This is a genomic window from Pseudomonas sp. RIT-PI-q, assembly GCF_001297125.1.
GTDB lineage: Bacteria > Pseudomonadota > Gammaproteobacteria > Pseudomonadales > Pseudomonadaceae > Aquipseudomonas.
The window spans coordinates 360,512-377,698 of record NZ_LHPC01000034.1 but is presented as its reverse complement, the minus strand read 5'-3'; the positions used below and the strand labels follow the sequence as shown (position 1 = coordinate 377,698).

Here is a 17,187-nt window from a genome sequence, read left to right as displayed (position 1 = left end):
TAATTGGATCTAAATCCCCCCGAGACAGAGATATTTAATTTCCAAGTAGTCTTCGATGCCATATTTGGAGCCTTCTCGCCCAATCCCCGAAGCTTTTATGCCACCAAAAGGAGCTACTTCAGTCGAGATAATTCCGGTATTGATACCGACAATTCCATATTCCAAAGATTCTCCTACCCGAAACACTCGTCCTATGTCACGAGTGTAGAAATACGCGGCCAATCCGAATTCAGTGTCGTTTGCTTGAGCAATCACATCCTCCTCAGTTTCGAACCTGAACAGAGGTGCCAGAGGGCCGAAAGTCTCTTCTTTGGCAACTTTTGCAGTGGATGGCACATCAACGAGAATGGTCGGCTCGAAAAAATTACCTCCCAAGCTATTACCGCCGCAAATAATGGTCGCGCCTAACGATAAAGCATCGTGAATATGCTCTTCGATTTTTGCTACGGCCTTTTCATCAATCAGCGGCCCAGTGGTCACGCCGTCATCTAAACCGTTTCCGATTTTTAGTTTTTCCACCGCAATTTTTAGTTTCGCGGCAAACACTTCATAAACGGTGCTTTGAATGTAAAGCCGGTTGGCACATACACAGGTTTGACCCGCGTTACGGTATTTTGATGCCAAAGCACCTTCCACCGCTGTGTCCAAATCTGCATCTTCAAAAACGATAAATGGTGCATTACCACCCAATTCCAACGATACCCGTTTTATATCATTTGCGCATTCAGCCATTAGCTTTCGTCCAACCTCAGTCGAGCCGGTGAAAGACAATTTACGCACCAGTGGGTTGCTGGTCAGTTCGCCACCTACTTCACCTGCACTTCCTGTAACAACACTGAGTACCCCTGGCGGGATACCGGCCTCTTCCGCTAATGCGACCATGGCCAGCGCTGAGAATGGGGTTTGTGAGGCAGGTTTGATAACCATGGTACAACCAGCTGCAAGAGCTGGCCCCGCTTTACGAGTGATCATCGCGGCTGGAAAATTCCACGGTGTAATAGCGGCAGTCACACCGATCGCCTGCTTGATCACCAATAAACGTTTGTCAGACTGGTGCTCTGGTATCGTGTCGCCATAAATGCGTTTACCTTCCTCGGCAAACCATTCAATAAAGGAGGCAGCATAGGCAATTTCGCCTCTAGATTCGGCGAGAGGTTTGCCTTGCTCCATCGTCATTAAACGAGCAAGCGTCTCTTGATTGGCCATCAAAAGCTCAAACCATTTCCGTAGCTTGACCGCTCTGTCTTTCGCAGTAAGGGCGCGCCAAGCTGGCAAAGCGCGATTTGCCGCTTCTATAGCTCGACGTGTTTCGGCAGCGCCCATTTTTGGGACGGTACCAATAATGTCGCCAGTGGCAGGATTGTTAACACTAATAACATTGCCGTTGTCAGCGTCGATCCACAGCCCGTCTACAAAAGCTTGCTGCCTGAAGAGTGATTGATTTTTTAATGGCATGAGACTATCTCGCAGTTCAATCCAGCAAAGGACCGAACCTAGGTATCAGCCGGGCTCGATCCATATTGCGTCATCTAAAAGAGCTGAAGCGTGATTCACGTTTCAGCGTGAGCTTCAAACGCTCCGTTGGGTTTTAGCCGTTGCTTGGAAAAGCGAATTGCGCGGCCTCATGACTCGCGCGTTGCGGCCAACGCTGAGTGATGGCTTTGCGTTTGGTATAGAAACGCACACCATCGGGACCATAGGCGTGCAAATCACCAAACAGTGAGCGTTTCCAGCCACCAAAACTGTGATAACTCACTGGCACCGGAAGTGGCACGTTCACCCCTACCATTCCCACCTCAATCTCGTCACAGAACAGGCGAGCTGACTCACCATCGCGGGTGAAGATGCACGTACCATTTCCGTATTCGTGGTCGTTGATCAGTTGCATCGCCTCTTCCAGGCTGCCAACTCGAACAATGCAAAGTACCGGTCCAAAAATCTCTTCTTTGTAAATTCGCATGTCCGGCGTTACCCGATCGAATAGACAGCCACCCAAAAAGAAGCCGTTTTCATTACCGAAAACTTGGAGTCCGCGCCCATCTACTACCAACTCCGCCCCAGCGACCACGCCATCATTCACATAACCCACAACTTTTTCACGCGCGGCCGAGGTCACCAGTGGGCCCATCTCAAGTCCCGCCGTTGTCCCCGCTCCAATTTTCAACGCTTTAATTTGAGGGGCTAGTTTTCGAACCAGCGCGTCGGCAATTTGGCCGCCCACACAAACCGCGACAGAAATAGCCATGCAACGCTCACCACAAGACCCGAAAGCTGCGCCCATCAATGCGTTCACTGCATTATCCAAATCAGCATCAGGCATCAATACGGCATGGTTCTTCGCACCACCAAGTGCTTGAATACGCTTACCGCGCTTAGCACCTTCGCTGTAGATGTATTCTGCAATCGGTGTGGAACCAACGAAGCTCAAAGCTTTGACTTCAGGTGCTTCAATTAACGCATCGACGACAACCTTGTCACCATGCACAACGTTCATAACACCCTTAGGAAGACCGGCTTGATTCAACAGCTCCGCGATCAACAGTGTCGAACTCGGGTCACGCTCTGATGGCTTGAGTATGAAGCAGTTGCCACAAACGATGGCAAGGGGATACATCCAGAGTGGAACCATCGCAGGAAAATTGAAAGGCGTGATGCCGGCAACGATACCCAAGGGTTGAAAGTCGCTCCAAGCGTCAATGTTTGGTCCGGCGTTGCGACTGAACTCACCTTTCAAAATCTCAGGCGCAGCACAAGCAAACTCAACGTTCTCAATACCACGCTTCAGTTCGCCGGCTGCATCCTCTAGCGTTTTGCCATGTTCCTGACTAATCAGTTCGGCGATCTTCGCTTCATTTTGTTCTAACAGTTGTTTGAACCGGAACATTACCTGAGCGCGCTTCGCTGGCGGTGTGTTACGCCATGTGGGAAACGCGCTTTTTGCCGATTCAATAGCGCGCTGTACTGTGTCGCGGGTGCCTAGCCCCACCTTGCGAATGACTTCACCGGTAGACGGGTTGAACACATCAGCACTACGATCACTGTCTTCGACAGCCATTCCGTGAATCAGGTGAGGGATCGTTTTCATGAGGATCTCCGTTTGTATCCATAGATAAAGTGGGAGCTCACTCCCAGAAAAGGTGCGACGGATTAGCCTTTAACTGCTGCTTGCAATGCGATTTCAACCAAGATGTCTTCAGCTGCAAGATTGGATTCAACAGTTGCCCTTGCAGGCAAAGCGTTATGTGGAATCCATTCGCTCCAGGCAGCATTCATCTCAGAAAAGTCTTTCACTGCGTGTTTTAGCCAAATCTGGGCAAACAAAATGTTGGATTTATCTGAGCCAGCGGCTTCAAGTAACTCATCAATCCTGGCCAGTAGTTGTTTGGTCTGACCGTTTACATCTTGTGTTCTATCTTCAGGGACTTGCCCTGTGACGTAAACGATTCCATTGTGTACCAGTGCATGGCTAAGGCGACCTGGGTTAGGTTGAATACGGGTGATAGTCATAATTCTTACTCCTGAGTTTCTATTAATGTTTGCTGAGCCAGCCGAAATGGCCAGCAAATTTCAAGGCGAGTACATCCAGTGACGCGATAAAACGCAGTCGATTCGTTAACACTAAGTTACGGCTAGATAAGCCGCTGTCCGATTATCCCATCGAACGAAGGCTCCCTGCGGCTCTAGAAATGGCACGTGCGGTGTTCATAACCTTCGGCGCTAATTCACTACGGGCTTGCTCAAACGTCCAGCGACTAAACGGCACAGAAATATTTACCGCACCTAATGGATAACCATTTACATTGACAACGGGTGCGGCAACGCCAATATCACCGGCATAGAACTCTTCGTTGGAATGCGCATAACCATCCTGACGAGCCTCCGCCACAAGCTGTCGAATTTGATCAATGTCTATCACCGTTCCTGCTGTATACGACACACGATTCGAAGCCACCAGAATTGCCTCACCCTCACTCTCTGGCAGAGCACATAAATAAGCTCTCCCAGCAGCCGTGCAAAAAATGGGTAGGTGCTGTCCCAACTGGATGTGTAGCGGGATCTGTTTGTGACTAGGGAATCGAGCCACATAAATCATATCCAAGCCCGAACGCTCTAATAAATTACAGCTTTCTTCGACACTTCGATTCAGCTCGTGGAGGTAAGGATTTGCTCGCTCAATCAGATCGCTTGACTGTAAATAACCAGCCCCGAGATCAAGTGATTTAGGAGTTAACCTAAACCGTTTTGTATCAGGCTCCTTGAACAGATACCCTAAGGCTTCTAACGTGAAAACGGATCGCTGAATAGTACTCTTATTGAAACCCGTTGCCTCAACAATTGCACCTAAGCTCATACTTTGGCTTCCCGCGCGAAACACGGAAACAATGGCCAATCCTTTAGACAAGGCGGTAATGAACAATGGCGAATCTTCAGGCGATGTCATCTGTGCGTTTCCTTTAAGATTGCGTTTCCGAGCGCGATAGCAACGAACTCATGACTAAACTTTAGCTTTCCACTCATCTCAGCTAGTAAAGTCTAATCGAAATGCCGTAAAACAATTCCGGGTTCGACCACGGGCTTATTTCGCTCGAAACGATCAACTGCAAAAGGTTTAATACGGTCGTCCAACTCACCTTTGAAAATGAGCTTGGCCATCAGTTCGCCTGCGGCCGGGCCTCCTGCATAGCCGTAACACCAACCAGCACTGATGAATAAGCCTGGCATTTGGTGATGGGCACCCATCAGTGGTCCAAAATCTTTCGAGATGTGAACCAGCCCTGCCCACTGACGTAAAATTCGCGCTTCTCCCAACTGCGGGAACATTTCCAGATAAGCTTTTGCAGTCGCGGCCATAACAGGTACATCGGCATTGAGGGTATTTTGTGGCCGCTCAGCAACCTCTGCACCACCAACCACTTCACCCCGAGGAGTTTGGTGCATGTAGCAAAGCCGATCCAACAATGCCACGGCAGGCCCGATAAGGGGTCTCGTCGGCTCCAAGGCCATGGCTTCAAGGCGCATGGGGTAACCATCCAACGGCACGCCCGCCAATTGCGCCAAAGAATTAGATTCCGCCCCACCAGCAAGAACCACGATCTGGGTGTTCACACGTGACTCACCGACGCATACCCCCGAAATTTTCCCACCACTGTTGTCGATTGAAGTGACTTCGGAACGGTAGCGAATATCCACTCCCCGCTCTTCGCAAGCTTTATGGTAGGCATACATCGCCGCGTGATGTGGGGCGCAACCGCTGTCCGGTAAATGTAACGCGGCACTGACCCGTTCATGAGCCAGAGCTGGAAGCACACGGCGAAGTTCCGCATCCGTCAAGATGCTGGAGTTGATCCCGCAGTCCTTATGAACCTCCATTGTGCGTTGAAGCATTTGAGCGGTAGAGTTCTGTTCCGCGATCTGGGTGTAGCCACGCTGCGAATACATCACGTTCTGGCCCAATCGCTTAGATAGTCCTATCCAGAGCTTGCTCGAATGCGCAAAAAAACGTGTCCACTCCGGAGAACTGAACGCTCCACGTACCAGGGTTCCATTGCGCCCAGAAGCCCCACCTTGCCAATAGCCAGCGTCTAAGACCAGGATGTTACGCATGCCCATATCAGCGAGATTAAACGCGATTGAAAGCCCCTGAATGCCTCCACCTACGATGACAACCTCTGCATCTTTCGGAAGGGGTTTGGACTGTATCATTGCAAAGGCTCCACTACTTCTTCCAGGCCCACAGCCTGGGAAACACTGATTGCACGCCTCGGTGGGCGCTGACTTGGTTTAGCCAGTTGGGAAAGCGGCAGGCCGGTTCGGGCGCTGACAAAAGCCCGCAGAAGATCCCAGCAAGGTTGACCCTGACATGGCCCCATCCCGCAGGATGTCAATCGCTTGATTACTTCAAGATCAGTAATACCTTGTTTCAGTAGTGCATCGACTTCATGCGTCGAAACATCGAAACAAGGGCACAATAGGGCCGCATGACGTGACAGAGGAGCTATCGGTAAAAGTTGGTCCGCGTCAGCTGCACTACCTATGTATCGAAACCGACTCGTTCCTTGATCACGAAGTTGCAACAGTCCTTCAGCGCCACTCTGGAACGCAAGGCTACCGTCGCTGACCCAAGGTCCCGCATATACGATCGAATCACAATCAATGCGACGATCAAAAAGTGCACCACTTACGCTGTTATGGCCCAATACGCGACGCAGGCTTTCGACAGGTTCTACGGCTACGACATTAACACCCAACTGACGGAGCATCTGGGCAACCGATGTTTGCTCTCCGGATCCGGTAACGACCACCCGTAGTCCTGGGGCAACCGCTTGATCTTTTGCCATCAACAACGCTGCTCGCGCATCCATGGTGCCGGGTAGCCACATTCCTGGTACAACTGGTGGGCAAGACCGCTGACCCGTTGCCAACAATACCTCTTTGGCTTCTAGGACTACGGCACCTTTGGTAGGATCGTTTGGTGCACCTAAAAGAATGCCTCCGGAACGATAGGCGCCGAAAACCTCAATTCCAACCAATGTTTCTACGCGTTTGTCCAAGGACGGCAGAGCTTTTCCACGTGCTCTCGCGTAACGCCCTAAGCGCTCTCCGCGACTGACAATGAGTGCCGTTTTACCAGCGGCCACAGCTTCGTTTGCGGCTGCGCAACCCACAGGCCCGCCACCAACAATCAGCGTGTCTACAACGAATCGTCGCCCTTGTGGTACCAAAGTCTCGGTGCGCGAAACCGCTGGCTTGGCCACTCCCGCCAAAAATGCCAACAATGCTTCCCAGCGCTGATAAAGCCTCGTACCACTAGGCACCATGTTGGTGTGTTCAAATCCGCCTTCGACCCAATTGGAGGGAAGCAGGCGTGTCAGCTTCAACAAATCAAACTGCGGGCTTGGCCAACAATTCTGCATTTCGATTCTTAGATTCTCTCTCACAGGCAAGAGATCCAGACGCACGTTTGGCACATCATTCACCCGAGCCAGCACACCGGTCACATAGCTTCCCGAATAGCCCATCGGACGATGTGATTTTCGCGTCCACGCTAAGGTTTTAACGCCACTTGCCAACAGGGCGACCGCGACACTATCTCCCGCCCGTCCTTCCACCAGACGGCCGTTCCAGTAAAACTTCACCGTCTGCCGATTGGCGTGAGGCAAGCGTCGGCCATTGTTGTTGTTCATACCTTTCCTCGTTTAGAGCTCCGCTGCGCGGTAAAACTGATAACCAACATGATGATCGACAGCACCGTCATCAAAGTGGCAACCACTGCAATCAAAGGGTCAATTTCCGAACGCAGTGAACTAAACATGCGCTTAGTTAAGGTGGCACTATCGCCACCACTGATGAACAATGAAATGACCGCTTCGTCCAGTGAAACAGCGAAGGCAAACATCGCCGCTGCAATCACGGAAAAGCGAATTTGCGGCAATGTGATCTCAAAAAACGCGCGCAGCCGACTGGCCCCAAGTACGCAGGCTGCCTGTTCCTGAGTGACGTCATAAGTTCGCAAACCGGCACTTACGTTGATCAGCACATACGGCAATGCAATCAATGTATGAGCAAAAACCAACCCCGGGATAGTGTTATTCAAGTCGTATCGGGCGTAGACGAAAAACAGTCCGATGGCGGTAAAGATGGTGGGTACGATCATTGGTGCCATCAATAGCCCACGAATGAGACCGCTAAGGCGCTTTGAGCTTGTGTGCAACGAATAGGCGGCCGCAGTTCCCATTGACGTGGCCAACACCATTGTAAGCGTGGCGGTAATAAGCGATACCTTTGTGGCGCTCTGCCACTCCACCGAATGAACGTAACTAAACAGTGGCTCCAAGCTGATTGATTTCGGAGGAAATGTTAGATAGCGCGCATCGGATAACGCCATTGGCATTACCACCAAAGTTGGGGCGATGAGAAACACCATGGTCAACAGCACCAACAAATACAACCAGGATCGGCTTGCCAAGCTGATGAATATTATAGCTAAATTAGTCTTCATGAAATCACTCACTACGCCGGCGCAAATCAGCGACTTTCTTAGCAATGAAAAGAATAAGTAGGGTTGTAACCAGCAACACCACACCTAACGAAGACGCAGCCCCCCAGTTCGAATACATCGCTACATCGCTTTCAATACGCATAGAAATCATTTGCACTTTGCCACCGCCTAAGAGTGCAGGCGTCACGTAAAATCCCAAACTAATGACAAATACGAGAGTGGCACCAGCTGCAAGTCCCGGTAGCGACAATGGTAGAAATACGTCACGGAATGCACGCGCTGGCGATGCGCCAAATGAAGCTGCTGCCTGGGAGAACAGCGGACTGATACTCTTCATGGATGCGTACAAAGGCAGGATCATATAAGGCAGCATGATGTGAACCATCCCGATCACGGTACCTGTCATGTTGTTAGCCAACGCTAACGGCGAATCAATGACCCCCAGAGCTATTAACAAGTCATTCACGATCCCGCGTCGCTGAAGAATCACCAACCACGCATAAGAACGTACAAGCAAGGATGTCCAAAGAGAAACCATCAATAAGGCCATCGCCAAATTTGCGAGTTTCCCTTCCACTTGTGAAATGAAGTAGGCGTACGGATAACCAATCAATACGCAGCATCCAGTGACGATTATGCTAATCTTAAACGTCTGAAAAAAAGTCAAGACATAGATTGGCTCTAGCAACCGAGTGTAGTTCTCAACCGTAAGCTGATCATTAGCATTGAATAACGAAAGCCAAAACAACCAACCTATTGGCAGCACAAAAGTCACAAGTACAAGAAACAACGCCGGAGTGCAGGCACCAAACAGAAACCAACCATGCCGGCGCTCTGCTTTGCGTAGCTCGACGGCATTCGACATAGTGATTATCGCGCTCATCGGGCCTCCCCGAGCACCAGCGTGTCTTGCGGATGAAGGCCGAGAACGACTACCTCGCCCTTAACAGGTAGGTGAGCAGATTCAGATCGACGAGATGGCAGTCGAATTGAAACTTGGGCACCTTCGCCTAAGTCGACCTGTACCAGTTGCGTTTCGCCTTGGAAAATCACGTCTACGACGCGACCGTGCAAAAGGTTGAATCCTTCTGAGTGACCGGACACGAACTGCAGTTTCTCCGGACGTACCACAAGACAGGCAGTGTTGCTGCCGTTCCCGTTCACCGCCACAGCACTTCGCAGTGGAGCATCCTGAAACCAGGCATGACCATCACGCAAAGTCACTGGCAGACATGAAGATTCACCGACAAATTCAGCGATAAATCGACTGGCCGGGCGCTCGTACAGATTCACAGGGCTATCGATTTGCTGAATTTTCCCCTTACTCATTACGGCAATTCGATCAGACATAGTCAGCGCTTCGCGCTGATCATGGGTCACGTACACGACGGTCATGCCCAATCGCTCATGCAAACGGCGCAGTTCGAGTTGCATGGTTTCACGTAGACGCTTATCCAAAGCGGAAAGCGGTTCGTCCATCAGTAGAATTTTCGGTTCAAATACGATGGCACGTGCCAGCGCGATACGCTGACGCTGCCCTCCCGACATTTCGTCAATCCGGCGCTCAATTAAGTGATCGAGCTCTACCAATGCCAACACTTCTTCGACACGCTTACGTATTTGCTCGCGGCTAAAACCGCGCAACTTCAGCGGGTAGGCGACATTCTGGTACACATTAAAATGCGGAAATAGCGCGTAGTTCTGGAACATCATTCCGACATCACGCTTGTGCGGCGGTTGAAACACTACTTCGCGTCCACCAAAACGAATACTCCCTGAGTCAGGTCGTACGAATCCAGCCAGCGCCATAAGTAGGGTAGTTTTTCCGGATCCGGAGGCACCTAATAACGAAAGGAACTCACCGCTTTTTATTTCTAAACTAACATTATCCAACGCAGCAAAACTACCGTAGGATTTGTTGAGATTTTCGATATCTATAGACATCGACGAACATCTGGAATTAGACATAAAAGTACCTGCAGCACAGAGCCGTCGAGCTCTGTTCCTGCCATCATCATTAACCAGGAGACGGCTAGGCCGTCTCATTCAAATCAAATTGATGCCGCTTTAATTCTGGATGAACAAATCAAAACGACGTTGCAATTCAGCTTGATTGGCTTGCCACCAGATGGGGTCAAAAAAAGCGACTTTTCCGACATTGGCAGGCGACGTAGGCAAGGTCGCGGCCATTTCGGGAGAGATGATTCCGGTATCGTACGCTTTGCTATTGATCGGTGGGTTCGGTATGAACGTCACCAGCTTCGCTTGACTCTCAGGGGACATGATTTGCGCAATCAATTTCATGGCCAGTGCTTTGTTTGGAGCTCCTTTCGGGACCACAACACAGTCAAAATCAAGCAATGCCTGGTCATAGGTGTAATCGACTGGGGCTCCAGATTTTTTTAGCTCATCAATTCGTGATGCCCAGATCGACAAAGCATCGACCTCACGACTGCGTAGTAGCTGCGCAGAATCACTACCACTACGCCACCAATTGGCAACCTGGGGCTTAATCCGCTCCATCACTTTGAAGGCACGCTCGACATCAAGTGGGTAGAGATCCTTGGGACCTACTCCATCTGCCATCAAGGCAAGCTCCAGTGTGGTAAAGGGCTGGCGATACAAGGCACGTTGCGCTTTGATTGTGGGATCAAAAAACTCCTTCCAGTTTTTCGGTGTCTTGGTGGTTGAGTCTGTATACCATGCGAGAACCGTAGAGTACGCATTGCTAGCAATCCAGTTTTTGCCACGCAAATTATCGGCGACTCCGTCGCGGCTGATGATTTGATAGTCCAATGGTTCAGTAAGGCCTTCCCGCTCGGCCATTACACATTCGTTTGACCCAAGCTCAACCACGTCCCATTTGGGTTTTCCGGACATGACCTGAGCCCTTACGGCGGCAAGACCATCCATATTGTCTTCTTTTATGGTGATGCCGAGAGCCTTGGCGGCAGGTTTCAAATAAGCCTCTCGCTCAGCATCTTGTAAAGCACCGCCCCAGCCAGCAAAAGTGATGCTTTCAGCGGCCTGGACGTGCATGCCGCCCAACATCGAAAAACTCGCAGTGAGCATCGCTACATTTTTGATAATCGGTTTCATTTTCAACTCCTGTGTTTTTGTAGTTAGACAGTTGACTCGAAACTAAGAAACATTTAACGCGCGACGAACTACTATATGTCTATAGCAATTCCAAACATTTATTATTAGATCCTTGCACCAGAACACTATCAATAGAACTATTGTCTCGCATCTTTGTATCGGTACCACGAGTAAGCCACTCGCTGTCCAACCCTGAGAAAGTGCTGAAATGGAAAGCGTTGAGGAACCTGGTGCAAAAAATCTACCGCAGTTGGGTTTCCCCCACCACAAACCATTTGAGCAAGACGTTTTCCGGCCTGGATCGAGAAAGAAACTCCGCTACCTGCATAGCCTCCTGCAGAGAAAACATTCTTCACATCTGGAACTTTATAAATAAAAGGCAATGAGCTCTTTCCGACTGCGACCCAACCGCCCCAGTTGTAATCAACCTGAATACCATTCAGCGCCGGAAATTTACGACACAATGCGGCGTGCAACGATTCTCGGTGCTTCGGATTTTCCGCATCACGACCATGGATGGCACTACGTCCACCAAACAAAATACGATCATCCGGCAATCGGCGATAATAAAAAAGAAGATTACGGGTATCGAACATACAGTCAGTTCCCGGCAAGCTATCCTGTTTCTCCTGCGCGCTCATAGGCCGAGTAACAATAATTTGCGAATGAATGGGTAATACTCGACCAGCTGTTTTCGGATGCAACTCACGAGAAGTATAGCCATTGGTTGCAACAATCACTTTACGGGCGGTCACGACACCCCGAGGCGTGACCAGCTTATGCCCAGCTGAACTACTGGTCCAATCAATGACCGGGGAACTTGTGTGAATAACCGCGCCCGACGAACGTGCCATTCGGTGCAGAGCCCAAGCCAGTTTCAATGGATGCATGGCAAATCCATCGGGCATGTGCATTGCACCAAACGCTTCTGCACCAGAATGCACGCGCCTGACATCATTTTCTGCTACGTATTTAGCAGGATAGCCAATCACATCATTATAAAGTGCAATCTCTCGCTTAAGCGCGTGTACGTGCTCAGGCTTACTAGCAACCTTATACACACCATCAGGCTGAACATCGCAAGCAATCGCACCATCACGAATTAATCCGCGAACGGTGTCCAGTCCATTTTTCATCTCTTGAAAATATTGTCTGGCAACATCTTCACCATGCAGCTCTATTAACTTTGAAAGAGGAACTCGTCCACCGCTGATACGAGAAAAGCTTCCATTACGACCGCTGCAACCCCATGCGCTCTGATTCGCTTCAAGAACCACCGCCTTAACCCCGTGTTCTAGAGCCAAATGCAAGGCACTGCTCAAGCCCGTATAGCCTCCACCGATAATGACCACGTCGGCAGAAAGGTTTCCGGACACAGCACTATCATCTTCGGGCGGCAGCCCTGCGGTATCAACCCAGTATGACGGGGTATGGGGTTCACCCATGCCTGGGCTAGCGTGAACAAACGGATCGTACACTTTATTGTTCTCCGTATCGCTATGCGATATTTTTTTAGCGGCTATGAATAAAGTCTATGCGATTCCATGGAGATAACAAGTGTTATCTTGCGCTTTTTATTTATTTTTGCTGCTTCCGCTGAGCGGTCGCGTGCGTGGAGCCGACCGCCAAAGGAGGGAGACACGAGACGTATGCGGATGAGCCAGGCACGCAGTAATAAACGAAGATGTGCCAAGGCAAATCACGACAGACCGCGAGATGCAGGCTGTCGTGTGACACTGGATGATGTCAGCGTTAGAAAGGACCTAAAGCTACGTATGCGAGCTCTGTTGCTTCGATGACTTCCCAGCGTCCGGTGAAACCGCGCGGCAGAAAGAATGCATCGTCGGTAGCAAAATCTCGCGATTCCCCACATGAGTCCGTGAAACGAACTACCCCTTTACGGACATAGCAAAACTCATCAAAAGGGAAATCGTCGAGCGCCACCCAACCTGGCTTCCCAAACCAAACACCTCCGTAAAAACGACCTTCAGCCTCATCACCAAAGTTTCGGTACTCGATCTCTGTCCAACCTTTACTTGCACCACCTTCCGGGTATTCGGGAGCGTGCCTACTACCGGCACCAATTCCAATAACGGTAATGTCACTGACGGATTTACTCATGATTACTCCTGCAGATGTTGAGGCTGACTCATACAATTGAATGCTTCAATCAGATCTTTGGGCGTCGAGCAGCAACGTCAAACCATGGGTTAATTCGCTCAAGCGCTGCACCGATACGAAACGTAGTAACGTCATCATAGGTTCGACCAACAATTTGCATTCCAGTCGGTACACCATTGCGTGCTAATCCAGTAGGCACGTTCAAGACCGGACAACGTGACATAATGTTAAATGGAATGGTCAACGATGAATCCCAGTAGAAATCCACCACCTCACCATTAACCTCAACACCATGATCGATATAGTCGTCCCCAGCGATAAAACCTCGGGAGCCGAGTGTTGGACAAAGCAACGCGTCGTATCGCTCAAGCACCTGATTGATAGTCCCCGAAATCTTCGCTTCCAGCTCTGTACCCTCCAGTGCGGTGGCTCCTTTTGCCCGCCCAATCAGCACTTGCGCTGCATGCAGAAGATACTCACTTGCGTCGGACTCACGACCAGCTGAATGCTCCTGAACCCAAGACATGAATGGGGCAAAATGAATCGCTGACGCACGCTTGACATCCTCTCGTTCAATCACCAGATCCACTTCTTCGACGATGGCACCCGCCGATCGAAGAGCGGCAGCGGCGGCGAGCGTGTTTTTACGGATCTCTTCATCAACTGGCCAAGAACCACCAAAATCGATTGAAACGGCCAAGCGCAGCCCCCGAACATCCTCAAGGTGTTCCGGCAGCACATACTTTGGACGCAGACTTACGGCGTCTGCGACATGCGGGCCCGCTGCGATGTTCTGCATCAAAACGGCGTCCGCAACAGTCCGAGTCATAGGTCCGACATGGCAGTAAACATCAAGGTTAAATGGAGCCCACATTGGGACTCGACCATAAGGCGGTTTAAAACCTACCAATCCACAGAAAGAGGCGGGAACTCGGATTGAACCTGCCACATCGCTGCCTGTAGCCAAGGTAGTCGTGCCCGCAGCCAACGACGCACCAGCACCTCCGGATGAACCTCCAGGTGTGTAATCCGTATTCCATGGGTTACGAGTAACACCGTCAATTTTAGAATGACAGAAGTAGGACATGGCGAACTCAGGCAGCGTTGTGCGTGCGTGCACGATGGCCCCTGCGCCCTGGAGCCGCTCGATCCAGGGAGCAGTAAACTGCGCGACTTCATCCTTCATGTATAGGGAACCAAGCGTCCAGCCTTGGTTTGATACCGGCTCCTCGCCTTTTACCGCCGTAGGCAACCCATCAAGCGGTAGCGGCAACTCATTGCTGTTTTTGGCGTATCGCACCTCAGCAGCCTTAGCGGACTCGCGAGCCTCCTCGTAATGAGTCTCGTAGAATGCATTAATAGTGGGCTCAACCTCTGCTGCCCGAGCAATAACTGCATCCATTAATTCCACTGGAGATAGCGTACGCGCCTTAAACGCGGCCAATGCATCTGTTGCAGAAATATAATGAAGATCACTCATCTTACTATCCTCACCCAGCAAGCCAGAGACTTGCAGTATTAGTATGGCCCCTTCACGCCAGGTATATTGACAATACGGGAGCTACTGCACACGAAGTAATTTAAAACTTCTTATCCACACCAACAACAAATGATGCTGAGCAATTATCGTCGAAGCCAGTATAGTTATAGCATTCAGAAGATGACAAATTGGAATCAACATAGGCAACCGACCAATTCAAGCCAAAAACCTCTTTATTCAATGTAATTTGCCACTCATTGTAATGATCACGCGTATTTCCATCGCCAGCAATAAATACTGGATCTTTGTAATCGACAAGTCCGTACCGAAGCGCCAATCCTACTCGACCAGGTAAAGTGGTGTCATAGCCAACAAAGCTGTAAAGCATACTTTGATTGCCCCCCAAATCACCTGAATAGTAACCACCAACATTAAACCCATGCGCCGATAGTTTTGCGTAGTACTCACTATAGTTAAAAGAATTCTCATTCGGATATTCATACTTCAAATACGCCATATCCAGATTAATGGCGTCCGTGATTGTCCAAACATAACCGGCGTACCAATCGATTTCTTGTCGAGTTCTGTTGTCGTACCCGAAGTCGACACTTGAACTCCAAACGCCTGCATACAAACCACTAGAGTGCACCAAAGTCGCAGACCCCTGAACCGCAGGATTACCTTGGCTTTGAGACATACCGCGCGACCAATATTGACTGTAGACCCCTGCATCGAGTGCGACGCTAAAGTCCTTATTTATCTCTACCGCGTTCGTCACCGTCCAAGGCGCCAACAAACCAAGAAGACTTATTTTTATAGAATTTTTCATCTTGCTCTCATTTTTCTTTAGTGCAAATTAGGTATGACAAAGCTTCACCATTAAAAATGGCGACAGCAAATACATTTTTTTGTAATTAGACTAATAAAGCAGCGACCTCATTATCCTCCAGAACAGGACCATCACACCCTTGAGCTGTTTGATAATGTACAAAGGTCGCTTAGTTCTAGGTAAATCACCGACCGAGCGCTTCACCGAACTGAAAAGATTTTTTACGCTTAACTTCCCCAGCCGACAACACCTTTGATTTCCAGAAAATCACGCAGCCCGAAATCAGCGTATTCGCGACCATTTCCGGATTGTTTATAACCACCGAATGGTGCCCGGGTATCCCAATCTGGATAATTGATGTAGACAGAGCCTGCACGCAACTTCAATGCAACGGCTCGTGCATGCGCCTGGTCGCTAGATTGCACATAGGCTGCTAACCCATAAACGCTGGCGTTAGCAATTTCTACCGCTTGCGTTTCCGACTCATAACCAATGATTGAAAGTACCGGACCGAAGATCTCTTCACGCGCAATCGTCATAGTCGGGGTAACATTGCCGAAGATAGTCGGCTGCACATAATAACCTCGCGGCAAATCATCAGGACGGTCGAGACCACCGGCCACAAGCGTTGCGCCTTCTTCGATTCCTGAGCCAATCAGCGACTGAATTTTATCAAACTGAGTTTTGCTAATGACTGGTCCATGAGTCGTCGTAGCGTTTAACGGATCGCCCATGATGACTTCACGGGCTGCTTCCCGAGCAATTGCCAAAGCTTCTTCCATGCGCGCCGCTGGAACTAGCATTCGCGTAGGTGCGTCACAGGACTGACCTGAGTTTGCAAAGCAAGCAGCGACCCCCTTACTCACTGCCGTAGGAAAGTCCGCGTCTTCCAGAATGATATTTGCTGATTTGCCGCCCAACTCTTGCGCAACTCGCTTGACGGTATCGGCAGCCACTTTTGCCACAATAATACCAGCGCGTGTGGAACCGGTGAATGAAACCATGTCCACATCAGAGTGAGCCGCCATGACTTGCCCTACGTCCGGCCCGCTGCCATTAACCATATTGAAAACGCCAGCTGGAACGCCTGCTGCATGTATTACTTCAGCAAAAATTACACTGCTGATCGGGGCGATCTCACTTGGTTTGAGCACTACCGTACAACCAGCTGCCAAAGCTGGTGCCACCTTGGTGACAACTTGATTCATCGGCCAGTTCCAAGGCGTGATCAATGCACACACACCGATTGGCTCATGAGTAACCATCGTCGAGCCGCGATATTCATCCGCGATGAAATTTTCCAATGCTTCGATAGCAGATTCGAGGTGTGCACGGCCGGTATACGCTTGCGCCCCTTGAGAGAAGCTCAATGGAGCCCCCATTTCCTGAGTGATTGCTTGCGCAATGTCGTCATAACGGGCGTTGTACTCCTCCAACACTCGCTTGAGCAATTGAAGCCGGTCGGCTTTTGAGGTTCTGGAATAAGTGACGAAAGCTCGCTTAGCCGCACTAATTGCTTTTTCAACATCCGCAGCCTGGCCAAGTGAAATCTGCGTATAGGCTTCTTCTGTTGCAGGATTGATCACATCAAGTGGTTGCGCTTGAATCGGATCGACCCACGCACCATCAATGTAAAATTTCAAATTGTTAGACATTACT

At 50.1% G+C, this 17,187-nt stretch carries 15 protein-coding genes; all 15 read right to left on the bottom strand.

The features are described 5' to 3' along the window. Positions 1–9: 9 nt before the first annotated feature. The 15 genes from gabD to AEQ67_RS19045 all read right to left on the bottom strand — a co-directional run bounded on the left by gabD (position 10) and on the right by AEQ67_RS19045 (position 17,183). Positions 10–1,455: an NADP-dependent succinate-semialdehyde dehydrogenase gene (gene gabD / locus AEQ67_RS19110; protein WP_059405377.1), complete on the bottom strand. Its 1,446-nt coding sequence runs from the start codon at positions 1,453–1,455 to the stop codon at positions 10–12. A gap of 133 nt (positions 1,456–1,588) precedes the next feature. After that, positions 1,589–3,085: a CoA-acylating methylmalonate-semialdehyde dehydrogenase gene (locus AEQ67_RS19105; RefSeq protein WP_059405376.1), complete on the bottom strand. Its 1,497-nt coding sequence runs from the start codon at positions 3,083–3,085 to the stop codon at positions 1,589–1,591. Between the two features lie 62 nt (positions 3,086–3,147). Continuing rightward, positions 3,148–3,507: a RidA family protein gene (locus AEQ67_RS19100; protein ID WP_059405375.1), complete on the bottom strand. Its 360-nt coding sequence runs from the start codon at positions 3,505–3,507 to the stop codon at positions 3,148–3,150. Between the two features lie 142 nt (positions 3,508–3,649). Beyond that, entirely contained in the window at positions 3,650–4,441 is a 792-nt protein-coding gene (locus AEQ67_RS19095) for an IclR family transcriptional regulator (RefSeq protein ID WP_059405374.1), read from the bottom strand. A 92-nt stretch (positions 4,442–4,533) separates the two neighbouring features. Further along, entirely contained in the window at positions 4,534–5,703 is a 1,170-nt protein-coding gene (locus tag AEQ67_RS19090) for an NAD(P)/FAD-dependent oxidoreductase (protein WP_059405373.1), read from the bottom strand. Continuing rightward, positions 5,700–7,184, bottom strand: a complete 1,485-nt coding sequence (locus tag AEQ67_RS34050) for a 2Fe-2S iron-sulfur cluster-binding protein (RefSeq protein ID WP_082377907.1) — start codon at positions 7,182–7,184, stop codon at positions 5,700–5,702. The genes AEQ67_RS19090 and AEQ67_RS34050 overlap by 4 nt, the downstream gene beginning before the upstream one ends. Then, a complete protein-coding gene (locus tag AEQ67_RS19080; RefSeq protein WP_059405371.1) occupies positions 7,181–7,999 on the bottom strand; it encodes an ABC transporter permease in 819 nt (272 codons plus the stop codon). The genes AEQ67_RS34050 and AEQ67_RS19080 overlap by 4 nt, the downstream gene beginning before the upstream one ends. A 4-nt stretch (positions 8,000–8,003) precedes the next feature. Further along, the gene (locus tag AEQ67_RS19075) at positions 8,004–8,882 is read right to left on the bottom strand and encodes an ABC transporter permease (RefSeq protein WP_059405370.1); all 879 of its coding nucleotides are present in this window, start codon (positions 8,880–8,882) and stop codon (positions 8,004–8,006) included. Then, on the bottom strand, positions 8,879–9,967 hold the full coding sequence (locus AEQ67_RS19070) for an ABC transporter ATP-binding protein (RefSeq protein ID WP_059405369.1): 1,089 nt from the start codon (positions 9,965–9,967) through the stop codon (positions 8,879–8,881). Before AEQ67_RS19070 ends, AEQ67_RS19075 begins: the two co-directional genes overlap by 4 nt. Positions 9,968–10,066: 99 nt before the next feature. Next, positions 10,067–11,098 carry an ABC transporter substrate-binding protein gene (locus AEQ67_RS19065; protein WP_059405368.1) on the bottom strand — a complete coding sequence of 344 codons (1,032 nt, stop codon included), beginning with the start codon at positions 11,096–11,098 and terminating at the stop codon, positions 10,067–10,069. 137 nt (positions 11,099–11,235) lie between these two features. After that, positions 11,236–12,576: an NAD(P)/FAD-dependent oxidoreductase gene (locus tag AEQ67_RS34045; RefSeq protein WP_236710377.1), complete on the bottom strand. Its 1,341-nt coding sequence runs from the start codon at positions 12,574–12,576 to the stop codon at positions 11,236–11,238. A 274-nt stretch (positions 12,577–12,850) separates the two neighbouring features. After that, the gene (locus AEQ67_RS19060) at positions 12,851–13,219 is read right to left on the bottom strand and encodes a cupin domain-containing protein (protein WP_059405367.1); all 369 of its coding nucleotides are present in this window, start codon (positions 13,217–13,219) and stop codon (positions 12,851–12,853) included. 49 nt (positions 13,220–13,268) lie between these two features. Beyond that, entirely contained in the window at positions 13,269–14,699 is a 1,431-nt protein-coding gene (locus AEQ67_RS19055; RefSeq protein ID WP_059405366.1) for an amidase, read from the bottom strand. A 100-nt stretch (positions 14,700–14,799) separates the two neighbouring features. Then, positions 14,800–15,528 carry a TorF family putative porin gene (locus tag AEQ67_RS19050; RefSeq protein WP_059405365.1) on the bottom strand — a complete coding sequence of 243 codons (729 nt, stop codon included), beginning with the start codon at positions 15,526–15,528 and terminating at the stop codon, positions 14,800–14,802. Between the two features lie 227 nt (positions 15,529–15,755). Beyond that, positions 15,756–17,183, bottom strand: coding sequence for an aldehyde dehydrogenase family protein (locus AEQ67_RS19045; protein ID WP_059405364.1), 1,428 nt, complete (start codon positions 17,181–17,183; stop codon positions 15,756–15,758). Positions 17,184–17,187 lie beyond the last annotated feature (4 nt).

Excerpts from the sequence above, each read along its gene's own strand:
- gabD (WP_059405377.1), bottom strand. The coding sequence starts at position 1,455 with ATGCCATTAAAAAATCAATCACTCTTCAGGCAGCAAGCTTTTGTAGAC.
- AEQ67_RS19105 (WP_059405376.1), bottom strand. The coding sequence starts at position 3,085 with ATGAAAACGATCCCTCACCTGATTCACGGAATGGCTGTCGAAGACAGT.
- AEQ67_RS19100 (WP_059405375.1), bottom strand. The coding sequence starts at position 3,507 with ATGACTATCACCCGTATTCAACCTAACCCAGGTCGCCTTAGCCATGCA.
- AEQ67_RS19095 (WP_059405374.1), bottom strand. The coding sequence starts at position 4,441 with ATGACATCGCCTGAAGATTCGCCATTGTTCATTACCGCCTTGTCTAAA.
- AEQ67_RS19090 (WP_059405373.1), bottom strand. The coding sequence starts at position 5,703 with ATGATACAGTCCAAACCCCTTCCGAAAGATGCAGAGGTTGTCATCGTA.
- AEQ67_RS34050 (WP_082377907.1), bottom strand. The coding sequence starts at position 7,184 with ATGAACAACAACAATGGCCGACGCTTGCCTCACGCCAATCGGCAGACG.
- AEQ67_RS19080 (WP_059405371.1), bottom strand. The coding sequence starts at position 7,999 with ATGAAGACTAATTTAGCTATAATATTCATCAGCTTGGCAAGCCGATCC.
- AEQ67_RS19075 (WP_059405370.1), bottom strand. The coding sequence starts at position 8,882 with ATGAGCGCGATAATCACTATGTCGAATGCCGTCGAGCTACGCAAAGCA.
- AEQ67_RS19070 (WP_059405369.1), bottom strand. The coding sequence starts at position 9,967 with ATGTCTAATTCCAGATGTTCGTCGATGTCTATAGATATCGAAAATCTC.
- AEQ67_RS19065 (WP_059405368.1), bottom strand. The coding sequence starts at position 11,098 with ATGAAACCGATTATCAAAAATGTAGCGATGCTCACTGCGAGTTTTTCG.
- AEQ67_RS19060 (WP_059405367.1), bottom strand. The coding sequence starts at position 13,219 with ATGAGTAAATCCGTCAGTGACATTACCGTTATTGGAATTGGTGCCGGT.
- AEQ67_RS19055 (WP_059405366.1), bottom strand. The coding sequence starts at position 14,699 with ATGAGTGATCTTCATTATATTTCTGCAACAGATGCATTGGCCGCGTTT.
- AEQ67_RS19050 (WP_059405365.1), bottom strand. The coding sequence starts at position 15,528 with ATGAAAAATTCTATAAAAATAAGTCTTCTTGGTTTGTTGGCGCCTTGG.
- AEQ67_RS19045 (WP_059405364.1), bottom strand. The coding sequence starts at position 17,183 with ATGTCTAACAATTTGAAATTTTACATTGATGGTGCGTGGGTCGATCCG.